Genomic DNA, 19,223 nt, shown 5'->3' on the forward strand with positions numbered 1-19,223 from the left:
GGCGGCACACGGACCGCCCCCGCGGCCGGGGCGCGGCGGGCGGGGGTCAGGGAGCGTCCGGCGTCGGCTGCTGGCGCAGGACCGCGACCCTCCGGTACAGCTCGACGGCCTCCGCGCCGCGTCCGAGCTGTTCCAGGCAGTGGGCCTCGTCGTTGCGGCTAGCGAGGGTGTCGGGATGCTCCGGGCCGAGGACCCGTTCGCGGGCGGCGGCCACGCGCCGGTACTCGGCCAGGGCGTCGCTCCACCGGCTCAGCCAGCCCAGGCCGACGGCCACCTCCCGGCGGCTGATCAGGGTGTCGGGATGGTCCGGGCCCAGGACACGCTCGCGGATGGCGCACACGTCGCGGGACTCCGCGAGCGCCTCCTCCCAGCGGCCGAGGCGCCCGAGGTTGACGCCGAGCCCGTGCCGGGCGCGCAGGGTCTCGGGGTGGGCGGGGCCGTGGACGCGGGTGCGGTCGTCGATCAGGCCGCGGTACAGCATCAGTGCCTGGGCGCTGTGGCCGAGGCGGCCCAGGCTGATGCCCACCTCGTAGCGGGCGGCGAGGGTGTCGGCGTGGTCGGGACCCAGGGCCCGGGCGCGGGCCTCGGCGACCTCCCGGTAGGTCTCCAGGGCCTGCGCCCAGCGGCCCAGCTGTCCCAGCGCGTAGGCGACCTCGTAGCGGGTGACCAGGGTGTCGGGGTGCTCGGGGCCGAGCACCCGGGCCCGGGCGGCCGCCACCTCGCACGCCATGCGGTACGAGTCGTCCGGGCGGCCGAGTCTGCTGAGGTTGAAGGCGAGGTTGTGGCGGCAGCGCAGCGTGTCCGGGTGGTCGGGGCCCATCGCGCGCTCCCGTGCGGCGAGCACCGAGGTGTACACCTGGTGGGCTTCGAAGTGGCGGTCCGACTGGCCCAGTACGTAGGCGATTTCCTGGCGGGCGGCCAGCGTGTCGGCGTGCTCGGTGCCGAGCAGTCGCTCCCTGGCGGCGGCCACGTGGGTGTACTCGCGCAGCGCGTCGTCCGCGTGGCCGGTGCGGCTGAGGGTGAAGGCGAGCTCGTAGCGGCTGGAGAGGGTGTCGGGGTGGTCCGGGCCGAGCAGCCGCTCGCGTTCCCCGGCGACCGCGCGGTGCACCTCGCCTGCCTCCGCCCAGCGGCCCAGCCGCCCGAGGCTGAGCGCCACGTCGTGCCGTCCGGCGAGCGCGGCGACCGCCTGCGGGGACGGAGCGGGCAGGCCCGGCGGCGCGGACGGGCCGCCTGCCGGGGGGCGCGGGATCCACTCGCCGGTCAGGCCGGCCCCGGCGTCCGGCGGCGCCGTCCGCAGGCCCGCGCCGATGGCCTTGTGGCCGGTGGTCATCCCGCGGGTCCACGAGGGAAGGCGTTCCTCGCCCGCCGCAGGGCCGGGCCCGTGGCGCAGCTCGCCGGACGCCGGGGCCGCGGGCGGCGCGAACACCGGCTGCGGGGTCACCACGGTCGGCACGTACGCCGGGGTGGTCCGGCCGGCGTCTATCCTGCGGGCCACCTCGCGGGCGTCCGTGGGCCGTTCCTCGGGGAGTTTGGCCAGCAGGTCGAGGATGATCCCCTCCAGGTAGGCGGGCAGTTCGGCGCGGCGGTCGCGCGGCGGCTCGGGAGGCGTGTCGCGGTGGCCGACGAGCACCGCCCAGGTGTCGTCGAGGTCGAACGGCGGGGCGCCGGTGGCGATCTCGTACAGCACGCAGCCCAGCGAGTACAGGTCGCTGCGCTGGTCCACCTCGGTCCCGCTGATCTGCTCCGGCGACATGTAGTGCGGGCTGCCCATGGCGATGCCGGTGCCGGTCAGCCGGGAGGTGAAGCCGATGTCGTGGCCGAGCCGGGCGATGCCGAAGTCGCAGATCTTCACCGTGCCGTCGGTGAGCCGCACGATGTTCGCGGGCTTCAGGTCGCGGTGCACGACGCCCTGCTGGTGGGTGTAGGCGAGCGCCGAGGACACCTGGCCGGCGATCTCCACCACGTCGGCGACCGGCAGCGGGCGGTGCTCGTTGTCGTCCAGGAGCTGGCTGAGGTTGCGGCCGTCCAGCAGTTCCATGACCAGGTAAAGGACGCCGTCGGACTCGCCGAAGTCGTGCACGACGGTCACCCCGCGGTGCTGGAGCGCGGCGGCGACCCGGCCCTCGCGGCGGAAGCGCTCCTGCAGCACGCCGGTGAACGACGGGTCGTGGTGCGGCCCGAGCGGTTTGAGGCGCTTCACGGCGACGTGCCGGCCCAGCGACTCGTCCCGCGCGCGCCACACCTCGCCCATGCCGCCCCGCCCGATCAGGTCGAGCAGCCGGTACCGGCCCTGGATCAGCCCGCTGTCCCCCATCTGCCGTGATCGCCCCCGTCGAAGACTCGCCCTCCCCTGGCCCGACCAGTATGGCGACCTATGGACCGGCTTGGTACGGCCGCGGCCGGGAGCCCGGTCCGAGTCGGTCCACGGCGCGCAGGATGTGCTTGGGCGGGAGCTGCCACCGCACCCGCGCGGGAACGCGGCGCAGCAGGGTGCCCGTGGTGCGCAACCGGCGGGTGACAACGGCGGGTTCGGGGGCCGGTCTGCCGTAGATCTCGTGAGCGTACGGCGGCAGGGCGGCGTACGCCAGGTGCGCCGCGCGCCGCCACAGGACCTCACGCGCCGGAACCAGCAGGGGGTGCGCCGGCGGGCGGAGCAGGAACGCGTCCACGGCCCGCGCGTCGGCTCCGGCCCTCAGCTCGGGCCGCACCCTCTCGAAGTAGGCGGCCAGCTGTGCCCGGTCGGCGGGTACGGCGTCGGGGTCCAGGCCCACCAGGCGGGCGCTGACGCGGTGTTCGGCGACGTAGCGGTCGGCCTGCGCGTCGGTGAGCCGGAACCCGGAGCGGCGCAGGACGTGCAGGTAGGAGTCGATCTCCGCGCAGTGCACCCACAGCAGCAGACCGGGTTCGTCCACGCCGTAGTCCTCCCCGGTGTCCGGGTCGGTGGCCCGCAGCAGCCGGTGGATCCGCCGCACCCGCGCGCCCGCCTGCTCGGCGGCCTCGGCGGTGCCGTAGGTGGTGGTGCCGACGAAGCGGGCGATGCCCAGCAGACGGCCCCAGGCGTCGCGCCGGAAGTCCGAGTTCTGCATCACTCCGCGCACCGCGCGCGGGTGCAGCGCCTGGAGGTAGAGCGCGCGGATGCCGGCCACCCACATCATCGGGTCGCCGTGCATCTGCCAGGCCACCGAGCGCGGTCCGAAGAGTCCCGGGTCGCCCGCCGGGGTGGAGGACGTCATATCGGCAGGCTAACGCCGTACCCGCGGCATCCCCAGCCCGATCCACGAGATGATCTCCCGCTGGATCTCGTTGTTGCCGCCGCCGAAGGTGAAGATCACCGCGGAGCGGTAGCCGCGTTCGAGTTCGCCGTGGAGCACCGCGCCCGCCGACCCCTCCTTGAGGGCGCCGGCCGCCGCGACGACCTCCATGAGCCAGGCGTAGGCGTCCCGGCGGGCCTCGGAGCCGTACACCTTGACCGCGGAGGCGTCCTGCGGGGTGAGGGTGCCGTCCTGGACGGCGGTCACCATCTGCCAGTTGAGGAGCTTCAGGGCGTCGAGCCTGGTGTGGGTGCGGGCGAGCAGGCGGCGCACCCAGGGCAGGTCGACGACCCGGCGGCCGTCGGCGAGTTTCGTCTCCGCCGCCCAGCGCCGGACGTCGTGCAGGGCGCGGATGGCCATGGTGCCGTGCGCGGCCAGGGTGACGCGCTCGTGGTTGAGCTGGTTGGTGATCAGGCGCCAGCCCTGGTTCTCCTCGCCGACCCGGTGGGAGACGGGGACGCGGACGTTCTCGTAGTGGCTGGCGGTGGTGTCGTGCGAGGCGAGGGTGTTGATCAGGGTGCAGGAGTAGCCGGGGTCGCTGGTCGGCACCAGCAGCATGGTGATGCCCTTGTGCGGCGGGGCCGCGGGGTCGGTGCGGACGGCCAGCCACACCCAGTCGGCGGTGTCGCCGTTGGTCGTCCAGATCTTCTGGCCGTTGACCACGTAGTCGTCGCCGTCGCGCACCGCGCGGGTCCTCAGGGCCGCGAGGTCGGTGCCGGCCTCGGGCTCGCTGTAGCCGATGGCGAAGTCGATCTCCCCGGAGAGGATCTTCGGCAGGAAGTGGGCCTTCTGCTCGTCCGTGCCGAACCGCATGATCGTCGGGCCGACGGTGTTCAGCGCCATCAGCGGCAGCGGTACGCCCGCCTGGGACGCCTCGTCGAAGAAGATGAACTGCTCCATGGCCGTCAGGCCGCGCCCGCCGTACTCCTTCGGCCAGCCCACGCCCAGCCAGCCGTCGGTGCCGAGGCGGCGGACGGTGTCGCGGTAGAAGCGCTTCTGGGCGGCGGGGTCGAAGTGCCGGGCCGAGTAGCGGGTGGAGGAGTGGTCGGGCACCAGGTCGGCGAAGTAGGCGCGCAGTTCGGTGCGCAGCCGCAGCTGGTCGGGCGTGTATTCGAGGTGCACGGCGCCTCCAGGCTTCGCAAAGGGCGGTCCTGACGGCGCACACCGTAGAACGTGTTCCAGAAATTGGGAATGGCGGCGGGGCGCCCACCTGTCCGCGCTCACCCGTGGGCGCTCGGCGCTGAACTCTCCTCGGCGCCCGGCGCCCGGCGCCCGGCGCTCGGCTCTGGGCCCTAGCTCAGGGTCGCCATGAAGTCCGAGCACGCCTGGGCGCACTCGCGGCACGCCTTCGCGCTGTGCTCGGCCCCCGGCTGTCCGTCGAACACCTGGGCGCACTCCAGGCACACCGTGCGGCACCACTCCAGCTGGACGCGGATGCCGGCCTCGTCCTGGCGGTTCTCCTCGGACAGCACACGGCAGGTCGCGTCGCAGACCTCCGCGCACATGATGCCCTTGCGCCGTACGAGTTCCTGTCGCTCGGTCGCGTCCGGGTCCACGAGGCTGGCGCGCGACGCGCACGCCCTGGCGCACTCGGTGCACGCCTGGGCGCAAGCGAAGCGGTCCTCCAGGAAGCGGAACAGCTCCTGCTGGGATGTCGTCGTAGTCACGTAACCCCGGGTAGCCGGTGCCGATGCCGCCAAACCCGGTGTCCGCAAGGGTCGCGGGCGGCGGCGGGCGGGCAGGTTCAGGCCGGTCGCCGGGGGTACCCGCGTGCCATGACTACTGCATGGATGGAGACGGCCGCGGGTACGGGCGCCGGCGGTGCCGTGATCGTGGTGGTAGGCGTGGTGATCGCGGCGCTGCTCATCGGCGCCTTCTGGCTGGGAGTGCGCGTGATGCGGCGCGAGTCGCGCCCGCCGCGCCCCGAGGAGCAGCCCCGGATGCCGGACGGCGGCCCGGTCCGCGAGGTGAGCGAGCACCGGGATGCCGACGAGGTGCCCCGCAGCGACCAGCGCCTGAGCCCGCACGAGCTGCACGGAAACGGCGGTTCCCGCACCAGCGGGGCGAAGGCGCGGCCGCGCTGGGACGACAGGAGCGGTGGCTCGTTCGGCAGCGGCGGCCCGGGCGCGACCTGAGCCGGTCGCGACCTCGGCCCGCCGTGCCCTCGGGTTCCGGCCGGCCGGACACCACCTGCCCCCGGGCGGCCCCCGAAGACGCCCGACGACCTGCCCCCGGGAACCCGTGGGGCAGGTTCGTGTTTCCGTGTCCGGGATCAAGGCGGGGGCGTGACACGTGACCGGCCCGAGGGCTTGCCGCCTCGCCCGGAGCGCCCCCGTGGTGGCATCGTCGGTCGCGGCCACGCCGCAGTCCACGCACCGCCGCCACACGAGGAAGTTGACGTCATGACCGACAAGCTCACCGTGAGCGTCCTGGGTACCGGAATCATGGGGGCCGCGATGGCCCGCAACCTCGCCCGCGCCGGGCACGCCGTCCGCGTCTGGAACCGCACCCGCGCCAAGGCCGAGCCCCTGACCGCCGACGGCGCCCAGGTCGCGGACACCCCCGCCGAGGCGGTCCGGGACGCCGACGTCGTCCTGACGATGCTCCACGACGGCCCCGCCGCGCTCGACGTGCTGCGCGAGGCCGGGTCCGCGCTCCGCCCCGGCACGGTCTGGGTCCAGTCCACGACCGCGGGCCTCGACGCCACCGCCGAACTCGCCGGGTTCGCCCGCGCGCACGAGCTGGTGTTCTACGACGCCCCCGTGCTCGGCACCCGCCAGCCGGCCGAGGCCGGACAGCTCACCGTGCTCGCCGCCGGCCCGACCGCCGGCCGGGAGAGGGTGACGCCGGTGTTCGACGCCGTCGGGGCCCGCACCGTGTGGACCGGTGAGGACGGCGCGGCGGGCAGCGCCACCCGGCTGAAGCTGGTGGCCAACAGCTGGGTGCTCGCCGCCACCAACGCCACCGGCGAGGTCCTCGCCCTCTCGAAGGCTCTCGGCGTGCGGCCGGAGGACTTCTTCGCCCTGATCGCGGACGGCCCGCTCGACATGGGCTACCTGCACGCCAAGGCCGCCCTGGTGCTGGAGGACCGGCTCACCCCGGCCCAGTTCGCGGTGGCCACCGCCGCCAAGGACGCCCGCCTCATCGTGGAGGCGGGACAGCGGCACGGGGTCCGCCTGGACGTGGCGGCCGCGGGCGCGGAGCGGCTGGAACGCGCCGCCGCCCAGGGCCACGCCGACGAGGACATGGCCGCCGCCTACTTCGCCAGCTTCGACGAGAAGCCCGGCGCATCCCCCGCCTGACCGGCGAGCGCGAAGACCACCCGAACGACGACGAGGGCCCGGCCGCCGTCGACCGCATCTCCCGGCACCACACCGGGCAGCCCTGTCCGGACCACGAGCGCCCCCGGGCCGGCGTCGGGATCGAGGTCGAGCGCCGGCACGGCCGGCGCGAGTTCAAGGACGGCGACCAGGCGTCCACGCAGGGGTCAGCCGGTCGGTGTGGGTGCCGCCGGCGCCGTACGGCCGTCGCGCCTGTCCGTCGTCACGGACACGCTCGGCGGCCCTCCCGCGTCCGGGGCGACTGTGCGTGGCGTGCCGCTACTGTCCGTCCGCACGGCCGGCGCCACGTTTACCGAGGTGGGAGGCCCAGGGCGCCGGAGATCGTCCGTCCACGTGACCATCGCCTCCCGAGCGCCGATACTTCCGAGTGTGGGGTCCCGGAACCGTCGCCCGGCCCGGCGGCCGTGTCCGACGGTTTCCCGGGACGGCCGGCGACAGTGCGGTGCTCAACTGCCAGGCGAACCAGGAGGCACTCATGAAGATGCTCATCAACGTCCCGGAGACCGTGGTCTTGGACGCGTTGCGTGGCCTGGCGGCCGCTCATCCCGAGCTGACCGTCGACGTGGAGAACCGGGTGATCGTACGGCGGGACGCCCCCGTCGCCGGGAAGGTCGCCCTCATCTCCGGCGGCGGCTCGGGGCACGAGCCGCTGCACGGCGGTTTCGTCGGACAGGGAATGCTCTCGGCGGCCTGCCCGGGCGAGGTGTTCACCTCGCCGGTGCCCGACCAGATGCTGCGGGCGGCGGCCGCCGTGGACAGCGGGGCCGGCGTGCTGTTCATCGTGAAGAACTACACGGGTGACGTGCTCAACTTCGACATGGCGGCCGAGCTCGCCGAGGACGAGGGCATCCAGGTCGCCAAGGTCCTGGTCGACGACGACGTGGCGGTCACCGACAGCCTCTACACGGCCGGGCGGCGCGGTACGGGCGCGACGCTGTTCGTGGAGAAGATCGCGGGCGCGGCCGCCGACGAGGGGCAGCCGCTGGAGCGGGTGCAGGCGATCGGCCGGCAGGTCAACGAGAACTCCCGCAGTTTCGGTGTCGCGCTCAGCGCCTGCACCACGCCCGCCAAGGGCAGTCCCACCTTCGACCTGCCGGCGGGCGAGCTGGAGCTGGGTGTCGGCATCCACGGGGAGCCCGGGCGGGAGCGGCGCTCCATGATGACCTCGCGCGAGATCGCCGACTTCTCGGTCAACGCGATCCTGGAGGACATGACCCCGCGCAATCCCGTCCTCGTCCTGGTCAACGGCATGGGCGCGACACCGCTCCTCGAGCTGTACGGCTTCAACGCCGAGGTGCAGCGCGTGCTCGCCGAACGCGGTGTCCCCGTCGCCCGCACGCTCGTGGGCAACTACGTCACCTCGCTCGACATGGCCGGTGCCTCGGTCACCCTGTGCCAGGTCGACGAGGAGACGCTGCGGCTGTGGGACGCGCCGGTGCGGACGCCGGGGCTGCGCTGGGGTCTGTGAACGGCTCGGGAAGGCGAACGCCCCTACCACGCAAGGAGATCCAGTGCTCGACGCCGATTTCTTCCACCGCTGGATGACGGCGACCGCCGCGTCCGTCGACCGTGAGGCGGAGCGGCTCACCGCCCTCGACTCCCCCATCGGGGACGCCGACCACGGCAGCAATCTCCGGCGCGGGTTCACCGCCGTGGTGGCCGTGCTGGAGAAGGAGTCGCCCCGCACCCCGGGCGCGGTGCTGACACTGGCCGGCCGGCAGCTCATTTCGACGGTCGGAGGCGCCTCGGGTCCGCTGTACGGGACGCTGCTGCGGCGCACCGGCAAGGCGCTCGGGGACGCCGAGGAGGTCAGCGCGGAGCAGCTCACCGAGGCGCTGCGGGCGGGGGTGGACGCGGTCCGGGCGCTCGGCGGTGCCGCGCCCGGCGACAAGACGATGATCGACGCGCTGGTGCCGGCGGTCGACGCGCTCGGTGAGGGTTTCGCCGCGGCCCGGACCGCCGCCGAGGAGGGGGCCGTGGCGACGATTCCGCTCCAGGCCCGCAAGGGCCGGGCCAGCTATCTCGGCGAACGCAGTATCGGGCACCAGGATCCGGGGGCCACCTCGTCGGCGCTGCTCGTCGCCGCGCTCGGGGAAGCGGCGGAGGCGGGCGATGAGTGACGACAAGCTGGTCGGGATCGTGCTGGTGTCGCACAGCGCGGCGGTGGCCGCCTCGGTCGCCGAACTGGCGAAGGGGCTGGCGGGTGGCGGCACGGTGCCGCCCGTGGCTCCGGCGGGCGGCACCGAGGGCGGCGGACTCGGCACCAGCGCGGAGTTGATCGCCGCGGCGGCCGCGTCCGTCGACCGGGGTGCCGGGGTCGCGGTCCTCACCGACCTGGGCAGCGCGGTCCTCACCGTGAAGGCGCTGCTCGCCGAGGGCGACGAACTGCCGGAGTCGACCCGTCTGGTGGACGCCCCGTTCGTCGAGGGCGCGGTGGCCGCGGTCGTCACGGCGGCCACGGGGGCCGACCTGGGCGCGGTGGAGGCGGCGGCGGCTGAGGCGTACACGTACCGGAAGGTGTGAGACCGCCCGGCCCCCGGCCTCGGCCGGGGGCCGGGGGGTCAGCCGGTGCGCACGAACTCCTTCGCCAGGCGCTCGCCGAGTCGCTCGGCGGCCTGGTGGTTCTCGATGGGCGTCACCCGGGTGTCCTTGAAGACGATGTAGGTGACGCCGGAGGCCGCGCCGCCGCGGCGCGGGTCTGCGCGGACCCCGAGGGCCTCGGCGGTCGCGTACGACGCCTCGCCGATGATGTCGTACGGCCCGACGTCCCCGACGACCGCGTACCGCACGCGGCCCCGGTGGACGACGGCCGCCACCGAACCGCCGTGGACGCCGTGCTCGCGGTGGTTCCAGAGCGCGCTGGCGGCGGGCACGACGATGTACGGAAGGCGTTCGGCACTGAGATGGCGGCCGTCGGACTGCTGGAAGGCGGTGGCCTCGGAGAAGAGGGGGTCGGTGCGGCCGTTGCAGCGGGGTCCGGGCCGCCCGTCGCAGTCGATGTCCATGTCGGCCTTCCAGAAGACGGCCCCCCGGGCGCCGCAGACCGGGATCGTCGCGGGCCGGCCGGCGTCGCTGCGGTAGCGGCCCGCGGACACCGGAACGCAGTCACGCACCTTGGCCAGCAGGTCGGCGGCCAGGACGGCACCCTCGTGCCGCACCACCGGCTCCACGCGGAGGGGAGGCGGCGTGGCGGGCAATGTCGTCGGGGCGAGCAGGGCGATGCCTGCCACGGCCGGCGTCAGCGACTGGACACGCACGATGAAAGCCCTCTCCTTTGGGGACAGGTGGCGAACACGCAGCCAATCTGATGCCCTTTCGGGGGCGGGGCCAGCGTTGAGGGGCCGGACGGTGCACGTGTCGCGGGCCGGGCAGGAGCCGGGGGTCCGGGTCCGTGTCGGCTCCGGGCCCCCGGCCGCCCGCGTCCGGCGCGGGACCAGCGACGACAGCGGTCCGCGCCGACGGCGGGAACTCCCCCTGCCCCAGGGAGAGTTCGGCCGTGAGAGAGCCCAGCATACGTACTCCTCGCGGCGGCCCCGGCGACGTCCGCCCTCTTGCCGTGCCCGTGCCCGGGGCGCCATATTGGTCCGGACCATTGCAGTCGTGCCGCCCCCGGGAGGCAGAGCCGTGCGACGCGTTGCCGTTCCCCGCGCACCCGCCCCCGGGCGCCGCCCCGTCACTTCCCGCCACCTTCCGTACCGGTTCCTCACCCTCGGTGCGGCCCTCGCGCTGGTCGCGTCCTGCGGTGGGGGCGGGACGGACGACGGGGCGGACGAGGGCGCAGTGCCCGGGGCACCGGCGGGCGTCACCGCGGCGGCGGGCAGTGCGACCAGCGTGCACGTGATGTGGGACGCGGTGTCCTCGGACGCCGGCGTCCGTGTCTACGAGGTGTACCGCGGCACCACAAAGGTCAGGGAAGTCCCTGGTTCGCAGCACATGGTGGACGTCATCAGGCTCAGGCCGTCCACACGGTACGTCTTCCGCGTGCGGGCGCGGGACACCGAAGGGCGCCGGGGGCCGCTCAGCCGGGATGTGCGGGCCACCACACCCGCGGCCGCGGCGGCGGACCACTCGGCGCCGACCGCTCCGGGCCGGTCGCGGGGCCGCGCGGCCGGCAGCCGGGCCGTCCAGCTGTCCTGGTCGGCGTCCTCGGACGACCGTGGTGTGGTGTCGTACGACATCTACCAGGGCGGCACGAAGATCCACAGTGTGGGCGGCGCACAGAGCGCGACCGTGGTCACGGGGCTGCGGCCGGGTACTCGCTACTCCTTCACCGTGCGGGCCCGGGACGCGGCGGACAACCTCTCCCCCGCCGGCGCTCCCGTCCGCCTCACCACCCCGCCTGGCTCCGACGACGGACGGGACACCGCCCCTGCCCGCTTCCGCGCCGCCACCCACCGCGCCGCCGGGGCCTACTACATCGACCTCACCTGGGTGCCGCCGCGCACGGACGGTGCGGTCACGGAGTACCAGGTCCACCTCGACGGACGGCCCGCCACCTCGCTGGTGTACGGCGCGGACGCCCCACGCGACCGGGCGGCGTACAGCTTCTACGTGGGACGCGAGGACAGGGCCACCCACCGGGTACGCGTCCGCGCCCGGCTGCCCGACGGCACCTGGGGAGGCTTCTCCCCGGAACTGACGGTGACCACGGGACGGTGACCGCGGAGGCGGCCGCGCCGTCTGCCACCGGGACCGGTCCGGTCCGGTCCGGTCCGGTCCGGTCCGGTCCGGTCCGAGCGGCGCGGCGGCCGGGCCGCAGGCCGGGATCGGCTCCGGAGGCCGGGGGGCGGGCGGCTGATTCCGCCACCCCACAGGGGCCGCGCTCCTCCGGACGAAGGAATCCGTCACCTGCCCGGTGGCCGTCCGCATGCGCTACCGGCCGGGGGCACGTTGGCTGCCAAGGAGGCGGCACGGGCGCTCCCCGACCTCTGGCGGCGCAAGGGATGTACCGCCGACCGTGCAGCCGGAGGGCAGTTCCTATGCGCACTCTTCAGCCACTCCACCGCACCGGCCTGACGACCGCGGCAGCCGCCGTCGCCCTGCCGCTCACCCTGCTCGCCGGGCCCGCCTCGGCGGCCTCGGGCGTCTCCGTGAGCACCACCGGGTCCACGGTCTCGGTCACCACCAGCGCGTGCACGCAGACGAACGGCAGCTGGGGCAACGCCGCACTGCTGAGCAGCGGGCAGGCGAGCTTCGCCCAGGGCCGCCAGGCGGCGCTGACGGGGGCGAGCGCCCTTCAGTCCGCGGCCTGGTCGGGGGTGAGGTCCGGGACGTACACCGTGGTCGTGGTCTGCTCGAACGGCAGCACCGCGGGCACCCAGTCCGTCATCGTCTCGTCCGCCTCCACCCCCACCATCTCCGCCACGGCCTCACCCTCGCCCTCGCGGGGCGTGATGGGCGGCCTCGGCGGCGCCACCAGGGACTACGGTCCGCTCACCCTGGGGGCCGGCGGGGCACTGGTCGGCGCGGGGGTCATCGCCGCCGCGTGGTTCCTGCGCCGCCGCTCGAAGCCGAACCGGCTCTGAACGCGCGCCGGTTCACGAACCGGCCGCGTCCGGGCGGTCGGCGAACTCCGCCACCGCGCGCTCCAGCCACCGCGTCCAGAAGGTCTCCAGATCGATGCCCGCCTGCAGCACCAGGTGCTGCAGGCGCTCCTGCGGTCCGTCCCGGCCGGGTGGGAAGTCGCGCCGCTCGATCTCGCGGTACTCGTCCAACTGCCGCCGGTGCAGGTCGAGATGGCGGCGCAGGTCGGACTCGATGCCGGCCGTCCCCACGACGGCCGCGGCGCGCAGCCGCAGCAGCATGACGTCGCGCAGAGGCTTCGGGTCCTGCGACGCGGCGGTCCAGCGGGCCAGTTCGGCCCGGCCCGCCGGCATGACCTCGTAGCTCTTCTTCTGCCCACGGGCCGGCTGCTCGGCGGGCAGCGCGCGGATGTGCCCCTCGGCCTCCAGCTTTCCCAGCTCGCGATAGATCTGCTGATGCGTCGCCGACCAGAAGTAGCCGATCGACCGGTCGAACCGGCGGGTCAGCTCCAGCCCCGAGGACGGCCTTTCGAGCAGAGCGGTGAGGATCGCGTGCGGGAGTGACATGAGCTCATCCTAGGGAGCGGCGGGGGCCGCCCAGGAGCTGTCCGGCCGGTCGTGGTGGAGGTAGGCGACGGGGCCTGGCCCGGCGCCGGAGAGCGGGGTCGCACCCCGCGTCTCCGCCGTGATCGGCCGGACCGCCCCCGAGGGCTGTCCCGCAATTCCCGGCGCGCGCACGACGACAGCTACGGCCCCTCTCCGCGTTGTCGGATCGCCCGAATACGCCCGGTATGCGGATGACCCTCCGCCTTGCGATGCACCGCATCTGACGCCGTGCGCTGATCCACCGGGAATTGCGGGACAGCCCTCAGAGGGCCGCCGCCAGCTCGGTGCCCTGCTTGACCGCGCGCTTGGCGTCCAGTTCGGCGGCCACGTCGGCGCCGCCGATGAGGTGCACGCTGCGGCCGGCGGCGAGGAGTTCCTCGTACAGGGCGCGTCGGGGCTCCTGGCCGGTGCACAGCACGATGGTGTCGACCTCCAGGACCGTGCTGTCCTCGCCGACGGTGACGTGCAGGCCGGCGTCGTCGATCCGGTCGTAGCGCACGCCCGCGACCATGGTGACGCCGCGGTGCCTGAGTTCGGTGCGGTGGATCCAGCCGGTGGTCTTGCCGAGGCCCGCGCCGACCTTGGCGGTCTTGCGCTGGAGCAGGTGGACGGCGCGCGGCGCGGCCGGCCGTTCGGGGGTTGCGAGCCCGCCGGGCGTGGCGTAGTCCATGTCGACGCCCCACAGGCGGAAGTAGGCCGCCGGGTCCTCGCTCGCCTTGTCGCCGCCGTCGGTGAGGAACTCGGCGACGTCGAAGCCGATGCCGCCCGCGCCGAGGATCGCGACGCGTTCGCCCACGGGGGCGTCGTCGCGCAGGACGTCGAGGTATCCGACGACGCTGGGGTGGTCGATGCCGGGGATGTCGGGGGTGCGCGGGGTGACGCCGGTGGCGACGACGACCTCGTCGTAGCCGGCGAGGTCCTCGGCGCTCACCCAGGTGTTCAGCCGTACGTCCACGCCGTGCGCGTCGAGCTGGTGGCGGAAGTAGCGCAGCGTCTCGTCGAACTCCTGCTTGCCGGGGACCTTGCGGGCCACGTTGAGCTGGCCGCCGATCTCGCCCGCGGCGTCGAACAGGGTGACGTCGTGGCCGCGTTCGGCGGTCGACACCGCGCAGGCCAGACCGGCGGGGCCCGCGCCCACGACCGCGACGCGCTTGCGCAGCCGGGTCGGCGAGAGCACCAGTTCGGTCTCGTGGCAGGCGCGCGGGTTGACCAGGCAGGAGGTGATCCTGCCGCTGAAGGTGTGGTCGAGGCAGGCCTGGTTGCAGCCGATGCAGGTGTTGATGGCCTCCGGGCGGCCGGCCGCGGCCTTGGCGACGAAGTCGGGGTCGGCGAGCATCGGGCGGGCCATCGACACCATGTCCGCGAAGCCGCCGGCGAGCAACTCCTCGGCGAGCTCCGGGGTGTTGATGCGGTTGGTGGTCACCAGGGGGATGGAGACCTCGCCCATGAGCTTCTTGGTGACCCAGGTGTACGCGCCGCGCGGCACGGAGGTGGCGATGGTGGGGATGCGGGCCTCGTGCCAGCCGATACCGGTGTTGATGATCGTCGCTCCGGCGGCCTCGACCGCCTTGGCGAGGGTGACGACCTCGGCCAGTGAGGAACCGCCCGGGACGAGGTCCAGCATCGACAGGCGGTAGATGATGACGAAGTCCTCGCCGACGGCCTCGCGCACCCGCCGGACGATCTCCAGGGGGAAGCGGGTGCGGTTCTCGTACGAGCCGCCCCAGCGGTCGGTGCGGTGGTTGGTCCGCGCGGCGATGAACTCGTTGATCAGGTAGCCCTCGGAGCCCATGATCTCGACGCCGTCGTAGCCGGCCTGCCGGGCGAGGCGGGCGGCGCGGACGTAGTCCTCGACGGTCTGCTCGACCTCGGCGTCGGTGAGTTCCCGGGGCGGGTAGGGGCTGATCGGCGCCTGGAGGGGGCTCGGGGCGACCAGGTCCGGGTGGTAGGCGTACCGGCCGAAGTGCAGGATCTGCAGGGCGATCCGGCCGCCCTCGCGGTGCACGGCCTCGGTGACGACCCGGTGCTCCTCGGCCTCCGCGTCGGTGGTGAGCTTCGCCCCGCCCTCACCCGGCCGGCCGGCGTCGTTGGGCGCGATGCCGCCGGTGACGATGAGGCCCACGCCGCCGCGCGCGCGGGCGGCGTAGAACTCCGCCATGCGCGCGAAGCCGTGCTCGGCCTCCTCCAGGCCCACGTGCATCGAGCCCATCAGGACGCGGTTGGGCAGCGTGGTGAAGCCCAGGTCGAGCGGGCTCAGCAGGTGCGGGTAACGGCTCATCGGGGCCTCCGTGCGCGGTGTGGTCCCTCAGTTCTAGAGGACCGCGCACGGTTTATGCAACTAGTTGCACAACGGGGGCCGGGGTGATGTGCCGCAGGTCACCGGCTTTCCAGCAGAACGTGCAGCTCCCGTTCCTGGTCGCCCGAGGCCGAGGAGAGATCCCGCACGGAGAACAGGGAGTCCAGGGTCGTGCGGAGCTGTTCGATCGCCCAGTAACCGCCCTGCGCGTCGGCCTCGACCGTGGACGACAGCCGGGCCGGGTGGGCGCACTCGTTCGCGTCGGTCACCTCGAAGGTGCCGAGCCACACCATGGGACGGCTCTCGTGCAGCTGTTGCGGTACCTCGTCGGTACGCCGGTCCGACTCGAAGCACGCGCACAGCGTGTCGAACACGATCCGGGCGTCCTCCTTGCTGCACCCGCTGATCTCGACGGAGACGGATTCCTCGTGCAGTCGCTCGCGGCCCATCGCGCTCGCTCCTCTCGTGGCGGTGGCACGGCACCGCGGGCTCCCCGCGAACCGCGTCACACCACCAGAAAAGCACCCCTCTCCGGGCGGGCACCACCCGTGGCGGCCCCCGAGGTCACCGGCGGCCCGGGACGTGGGCGTACGGCGGCCCCGATGCCACGGCGCTCGCGAGGTGGGCGTCCGGCGGCGCCCCGATGTCAGCGGCGGCTCGCACGGTGGGCGTCCGGCGGCGCCCCGCGCCGTACGCCGCCGGGCGCCTTCGCGGTCCCTGCGCCGTCAGCCGCGCGTGAACCTGTACGTCTTGCTGTCGGTCAGGACGCAGAAGCCCGGTGAGACCACGATGACGCGCAGGGTGCCCGTGCGGCGGTCGTAGTCGATGCCCTCCGCCTCGAAGGTGCCCGAGCAGGAACTGCGCAGCGGGAGCTGCCGGAGCGCCGTGACGTGGCCGGTGACGTCGGCGGAGCCGTTCGGCTCGGCCGAGAGGTCGACCTGCAGAAGCGGCTTGGTGACGCCGAACAGCGTGCCCTCCGGGTCGTCGGAGGAGCACAGCAGCCGGGTCGCGGTGACGAAGTCGCAGCCCTGCACGTCGCGAACGGGGTGGTCGAGGTTGACGGTGGACGCCTGCGGAAGGTTCGCCGAGGGCGAGGTGGCCGGGTTGACGCCGGGGTTGGGGAAGACCAGGAAGCGGCTCATGGTGCCGTACTCCCCCGACAGCATCCACTGACCGCTCGGTGAGACGGCGGCCCAGGAGTTGTTCAGCGCCTCCCCGGGGCTGAGCGTGTGGACGTACTCCGACCAGGCGCCGTTCGGCGCCTGCACGCGGAACATCTTGGTGGTGCCGGAGTCGCGCTGGTACGGCTCGACGTAGTGGCCGTCGTAGGAGGCGTCGGGGTCACCCACATGGTTCCAGCCGCGGGTGCTGAGCCCGAGGGGGATCGTGCCGATGCCGGTGTACCGGTTGGCGCTGCCTGCGGGGACCTCGACGGAGGCCAGCCCCTGGCTCTCGGTCAGCGGGTCGGCGCGGTCGGAGCCCACCTCGTTCCAGGTGTCGGCGGCGGAGGCGGACGGGGCGGCGGACAGGACGGCGGCGACGGCGGTGAGAGTGACGAGTCCGGCCAGGACCGGGCGACGGCGTCGCCGGGCGCGCAGGGGCATGTAAGGGCTCCTCGGTGGGGGGTCGGGGCGGCTTCGGCGGACAGTCTGGCCGCCCCACGTGGTCATGTACAGACCAATACGGAAACCTGGGCCGTCGCTCCGGTGACAGTGGGCGCCACCACCCGTCCGGAGGTGACATCCGGCACGCCGGCGGGCCGCCTTCCGCCCGGGGGGCCGCCACGACCTGCCCCGACCGGACGCCCGCGGGTCCCGGCCGGGTCGCGCCACCACGCCCGTCCGCCACGACTTCGCCGGACGGGGCGCCGCAGAGTGAGAGATGGTGGAAGAGTGCGACGGTGTCGTCGCAGAAACGGTTGAGCGCGCGACGGCGTCGAGCGTGAGACAACGGCGAGGACCGGCACGGGGGAACAGCGTGCCCCGACGATGGGCGGAGGCGGTGCCCCCGATGACTGCGGCGCAGACACCCCTGCCCGAGGGCGACGAGCCGGTGCACGGCACCGAGCGGCCGACCGGACTGCTCGACGTGCTCGGCGTGGCCTCGGTCGTCCTCGACACCGAGGGACGCATCGTCCTGTGGAGCCCCCAGGCGGAGGAACTGTTCGGCTACTCCGCCCGGGAGGCGCTGGGCGAGTACGCGGCCGGGCTCATGATCAACGAGCAGCACGTCGACCTGGTCGTCAAGCTGTTCGCCGACGTCATGGCCACCGGCGCGAGCTGGTCCGGGGCGTTTCCGGTCCGGCACAAGGACGGCAGCACCCGGCTGGTGGAGTTCCGCAACATGAGGCTGCTCGACGACCGGGGGGACGTGTACGCCCTGGGACTCGCCGCCGACCAGTCGACCGTGCGCCGGCTGGAGCGGGACGTGGCGCTGTCCTCACGGATGATCAACCAGTCCCCGATCGGACTGGGCGTCCTGGACACCGACCTGCGGTACGTGTCGGTCAACCCGGCGCTGGAGCGGCTCAACGGCACACCGGCCGGGGAGCACATCGGCCGGGCCCTGCGCGACGTCCTGCCGCACTTCGACGTCGAGAACGTCGAGGCCGCCGCCCGGGAGGTGCTGGCCACCGGCCGGCCCGTCATCGACCGGCACAGCATCGGGCGCACCCCCGCCGACCCGGAGGAGGACCACGCCTGGTCGATCTCCCTGTACCGGCTGGAGGACTCCACCGGCACCGTGCTCGGCGTGGCCGGCTCGGTCGAGGACGTCACGGAGCAGTACCGGGCGGGCGTCGAGGCCGAGGCCGCGCGGCGGCGCCTGGCCGTCATCGCGGACGCCTCCACCCGGATCGGCACCACGCTGGACCTCGAACGCACCGCCCGGGAGCTGGCCGGCGTCGCCGTCCCCGAACTCGCCGACATCGCGGCCGTGGACCTGCTGGAGGCGGTGGTGGAGGGCCGGCGCAGCAGCCTCGGCCCCGCCGAACCGGCCATGATCCGGGCCCTGGCGGTGGAGGCGGACCGCGCCCCCGACGCGCTGCGGGCGGCGGACCCGCCCGGGCACGTCGCCCGGTACGCCCCCGACCGCCTCGTCACCCAGTGCGTGCGCACCGGCAGCCCGGTCCTGGTCAACCGGGTCGAGGCGGCGGACCTGCCCCGCATCGCGCGCTCCGCGGAGGCGGCCGGACTGCTGGCCCAGGCCGGCGTCCACGCCTACCTCGCGGTCCCGCTGATCGCGCGGGGCGAGGTCCTCGGCGCCCTCGACCTCAAGCGCACCCGCAACCCGCTGCCGTTCAGCGAGGACGACCTGCTCCTCGCCAGGGAGCTGGCGGCCCGGGCCGCGGTCCAGATCGACAACGCCCGCTGGTACCAGAACGCCCGCGACACCGCCCTCACCCTGCAGCGCAGCCTGCTGCCCAGCCATCCGCCGGTGACCGGCGGCCTCGAAGTGGCCTCCCGCTACCAGCCCGCGGGCGGCACCGCGGAGGTCGGCGGCGACTGGTTCGACGTGATCCCCCTGGAGGGCGGGAAGACCGCGCTCGTGGTGGGCGACGTGATGGGCAGCGGCATCAACGCCGCCGCGACCATGGGCCGGCTGCGCACCGCGACGAACACGCTGGCCTCGCTCGACCTCGACCCGGCCCGGCTCCTCGAACACCTCGACCGGATCACCGACGGCCTGGACCAGCCCATCGCCACCTGCGTGTACGCCGTCCACGACCCCCGGCTGCGGCAGTGCCGGATCGCCAACGCCGGGCACCTGCCGCCGGTCCGCGTCCGCGCCGGCGGGCACCCCGAACTCCTCGAACTGCCCACCGGGGCGCCCCTGGGCGTGGGCGGTGTGGCCTTCTCCACCACGACCGTCGACCTCGAACCCGGTGACCGGCTCGTGTTCTACACCGACGGCCTGGTGGAGACCCGGCAGCACCCGCTCGACGAACGCCTCGACGCGCTCCTTGACCTCCTCGACGGTCCCGACCGCCCGCTGGAGGAGGTGTGCGACCTCCTGCTGCGCACCCTGCACCAGCCGGACAACTCCGACGACGTGGCCCTGCTCATCGCCCGCGTGCTGACGCCGGACGAGTAGCTCCCGAGCAGCCGCGGGCCGCCCGGATTCACAGCGTTTGATTACCTGCTCCTTA

Annotated in this window: 17 protein-coding genes; 8 read left to right on the forward strand and 9 right to left on the reverse strand. The window is 74.0% G+C overall.

Translation table 11 applies throughout. From position 1 onward, the window contains the following. Window positions 1-46 precede the first annotated feature (46 nt). From ABZT03_RS16250 to ABZT03_RS16265, 4 genes are all read right to left on the reverse strand, one after another. Window positions 47-2,314, reverse strand: a complete 2,268-nt coding sequence (locus ABZT03_RS16250) for a tetratricopeptide repeat protein (RefSeq protein WP_356039337.1) — start codon at window positions 2,312-2,314, stop codon at window positions 47-49. A gap of 58 nt (window positions 2,315-2,372) precedes the next feature. Beyond that, window positions 2,373-3,233 carry an oxygenase MpaB family protein gene (locus ABZT03_RS16255; protein ID WP_356039340.1) on the reverse strand — a complete coding sequence of 287 codons (861 nt, stop codon included), beginning with the start codon at window positions 3,231-3,233 and terminating at the stop codon, window positions 2,373-2,375. 9 nt (window positions 3,234-3,242) lie between these two features. Next, window positions 3,243-4,433 (reverse strand): acyl-CoA dehydrogenase family protein, encoded by a 1,191-nt coding sequence (locus ABZT03_RS16260; protein WP_356039343.1) that lies wholly within the window; start codon window positions 4,431-4,433, stop codon window positions 3,243-3,245. 170 nt (window positions 4,434-4,603) lie between these two features. Further along, the gene (locus ABZT03_RS16265) at window positions 4,604-4,978 is read right to left on the reverse strand and encodes a four-helix bundle copper-binding protein (protein WP_356039345.1); all 375 of its coding nucleotides are present in this window, start codon (window positions 4,976-4,978) and stop codon (window positions 4,604-4,606) included. A 108-nt stretch (window positions 4,979-5,086) separates the two neighbouring features. Here ABZT03_RS16265 and ABZT03_RS16270 point away from each other — a divergent pair, with 108 nt between their 5' ends. The 5 genes from ABZT03_RS16270 (at window position 5,087) to ABZT03_RS16290 (ending at window position 9,175) form a co-directional block, all read left to right on the forward strand. Beyond that, window positions 5,087-5,446, forward strand: a complete 360-nt coding sequence (locus ABZT03_RS16270; RefSeq protein WP_356039348.1) for a DUF6479 family protein — start codon at window positions 5,087-5,089, stop codon at window positions 5,444-5,446. Between the two features lie 267 nt (window positions 5,447-5,713). Further along, on the forward strand, window positions 5,714-6,613 hold the full coding sequence (locus tag ABZT03_RS16275) for an NAD(P)-dependent oxidoreductase (protein WP_356039351.1): 900 nt from the start codon (window positions 5,714-5,716) through the stop codon (window positions 6,611-6,613). Window positions 6,614-7,127: 514 nt separating this feature from the next. Next, window positions 7,128-8,120, forward strand: a complete 993-nt coding sequence (gene dhaK / locus ABZT03_RS16280) for a dihydroxyacetone kinase subunit DhaK (RefSeq protein ID WP_356039354.1) — start codon at window positions 7,128-7,130, stop codon at window positions 8,118-8,120. A 43-nt stretch (window positions 8,121-8,163) separates the two neighbouring features. Next, window positions 8,164-8,772: a dihydroxyacetone kinase subunit DhaL gene (dhaL, locus tag ABZT03_RS16285; protein ID WP_356039357.1), complete on the forward strand. Its 609-nt coding sequence runs from the start codon at window positions 8,164-8,166 to the stop codon at window positions 8,770-8,772. Beyond that, window positions 8,765-9,175: a PTS fructose transporter subunit IIA gene (locus ABZT03_RS16290; protein WP_356039360.1), complete on the forward strand. Its 411-nt coding sequence runs from the start codon at window positions 8,765-8,767 to the stop codon at window positions 9,173-9,175. Before dhaL ends, ABZT03_RS16290 begins: the two co-directional genes overlap by 8 nt. Before the next feature lie 38 nt (window positions 9,176-9,213). Here ABZT03_RS16290 and ABZT03_RS16295 read toward each other — a convergent pair whose 3' ends face one another. Beyond that, window positions 9,214-9,909, reverse strand: a complete 696-nt coding sequence (locus ABZT03_RS16295) for a glycoside hydrolase family 75 protein (protein ID WP_356039363.1) — start codon at window positions 9,907-9,909, stop codon at window positions 9,214-9,216. 469 nt (window positions 9,910-10,378) lie between these two features. Here ABZT03_RS16295 and ABZT03_RS16300 point away from each other — a divergent pair, with 469 nt between their 5' ends. Beyond that, entirely contained in the window at window positions 10,379-11,311 is a 933-nt protein-coding gene (locus tag ABZT03_RS16300; RefSeq protein ID WP_356039434.1) for a fibronectin type III domain-containing protein, read from the forward strand. Window positions 11,312-11,631: 320 nt separating this feature from the next. Continuing rightward, the gene (locus ABZT03_RS16305) at window positions 11,632-12,177 is read left to right on the forward strand and encodes a hypothetical protein (RefSeq protein WP_356039365.1); all 546 of its coding nucleotides are present in this window, start codon (window positions 11,632-11,634) and stop codon (window positions 12,175-12,177) included. Window positions 12,178-12,189: 12 nt separating this feature from the next. On the opposite strand, the gene ABZT03_RS16310 is transcribed toward ABZT03_RS16305, so the two are convergent. The 4 genes from ABZT03_RS16310 to ABZT03_RS16325 all read right to left on the reverse strand — a co-directional run bounded on the left by ABZT03_RS16310 (window position 12,190) and on the right by ABZT03_RS16325 (window position 16,680). Beyond that, window positions 12,190-12,741, reverse strand: a complete 552-nt coding sequence (locus tag ABZT03_RS16310; protein WP_356039368.1) for a PadR family transcriptional regulator — start codon at window positions 12,739-12,741, stop codon at window positions 12,190-12,192. A gap of 301 nt (window positions 12,742-13,042) precedes the next feature. Next, window positions 13,043-15,058, reverse strand: a complete 2,016-nt coding sequence (locus tag ABZT03_RS16315) for an NADPH-dependent 2,4-dienoyl-CoA reductase (RefSeq protein ID WP_356039371.1) — start codon at window positions 15,056-15,058, stop codon at window positions 13,043-13,045. A gap of 98 nt (window positions 15,059-15,156) precedes the next feature. After that, entirely contained in the window at window positions 15,157-15,525 is a 369-nt protein-coding gene (locus tag ABZT03_RS16320) for a hypothetical protein (RefSeq protein ID WP_356039373.1), read from the reverse strand. A 276-nt stretch (window positions 15,526-15,801) separates the two neighbouring features. Next, complete coding sequence (locus ABZT03_RS16325; RefSeq protein ID WP_356039376.1) at window positions 15,802-16,680, reverse strand: hypothetical protein; 879 nt, start codon at window positions 16,678-16,680, stop codon at window positions 15,802-15,804. 406 nt (window positions 16,681-17,086) lie between these two features. On the opposite strand from ABZT03_RS16325, the gene ABZT03_RS16330 reads away from it, so the two are divergent. Continuing rightward, complete coding sequence (locus ABZT03_RS16330; protein WP_356039379.1) at window positions 17,087-19,168, forward strand: SpoIIE family protein phosphatase; 2,082 nt, start codon at window positions 17,087-17,089, stop codon at window positions 19,166-19,168. The last annotated feature ends 55 nt before the right edge of the window (window positions 19,169-19,223 follow it).

It is taken from the genome of Streptomyces sp. NPDC005574, assembly GCF_040605435.1.
In the GTDB taxonomy this organism is placed as follows: domain Bacteria; phylum Actinomycetota; class Actinomycetes; order Streptomycetales; family Streptomycetaceae; genus Streptomyces.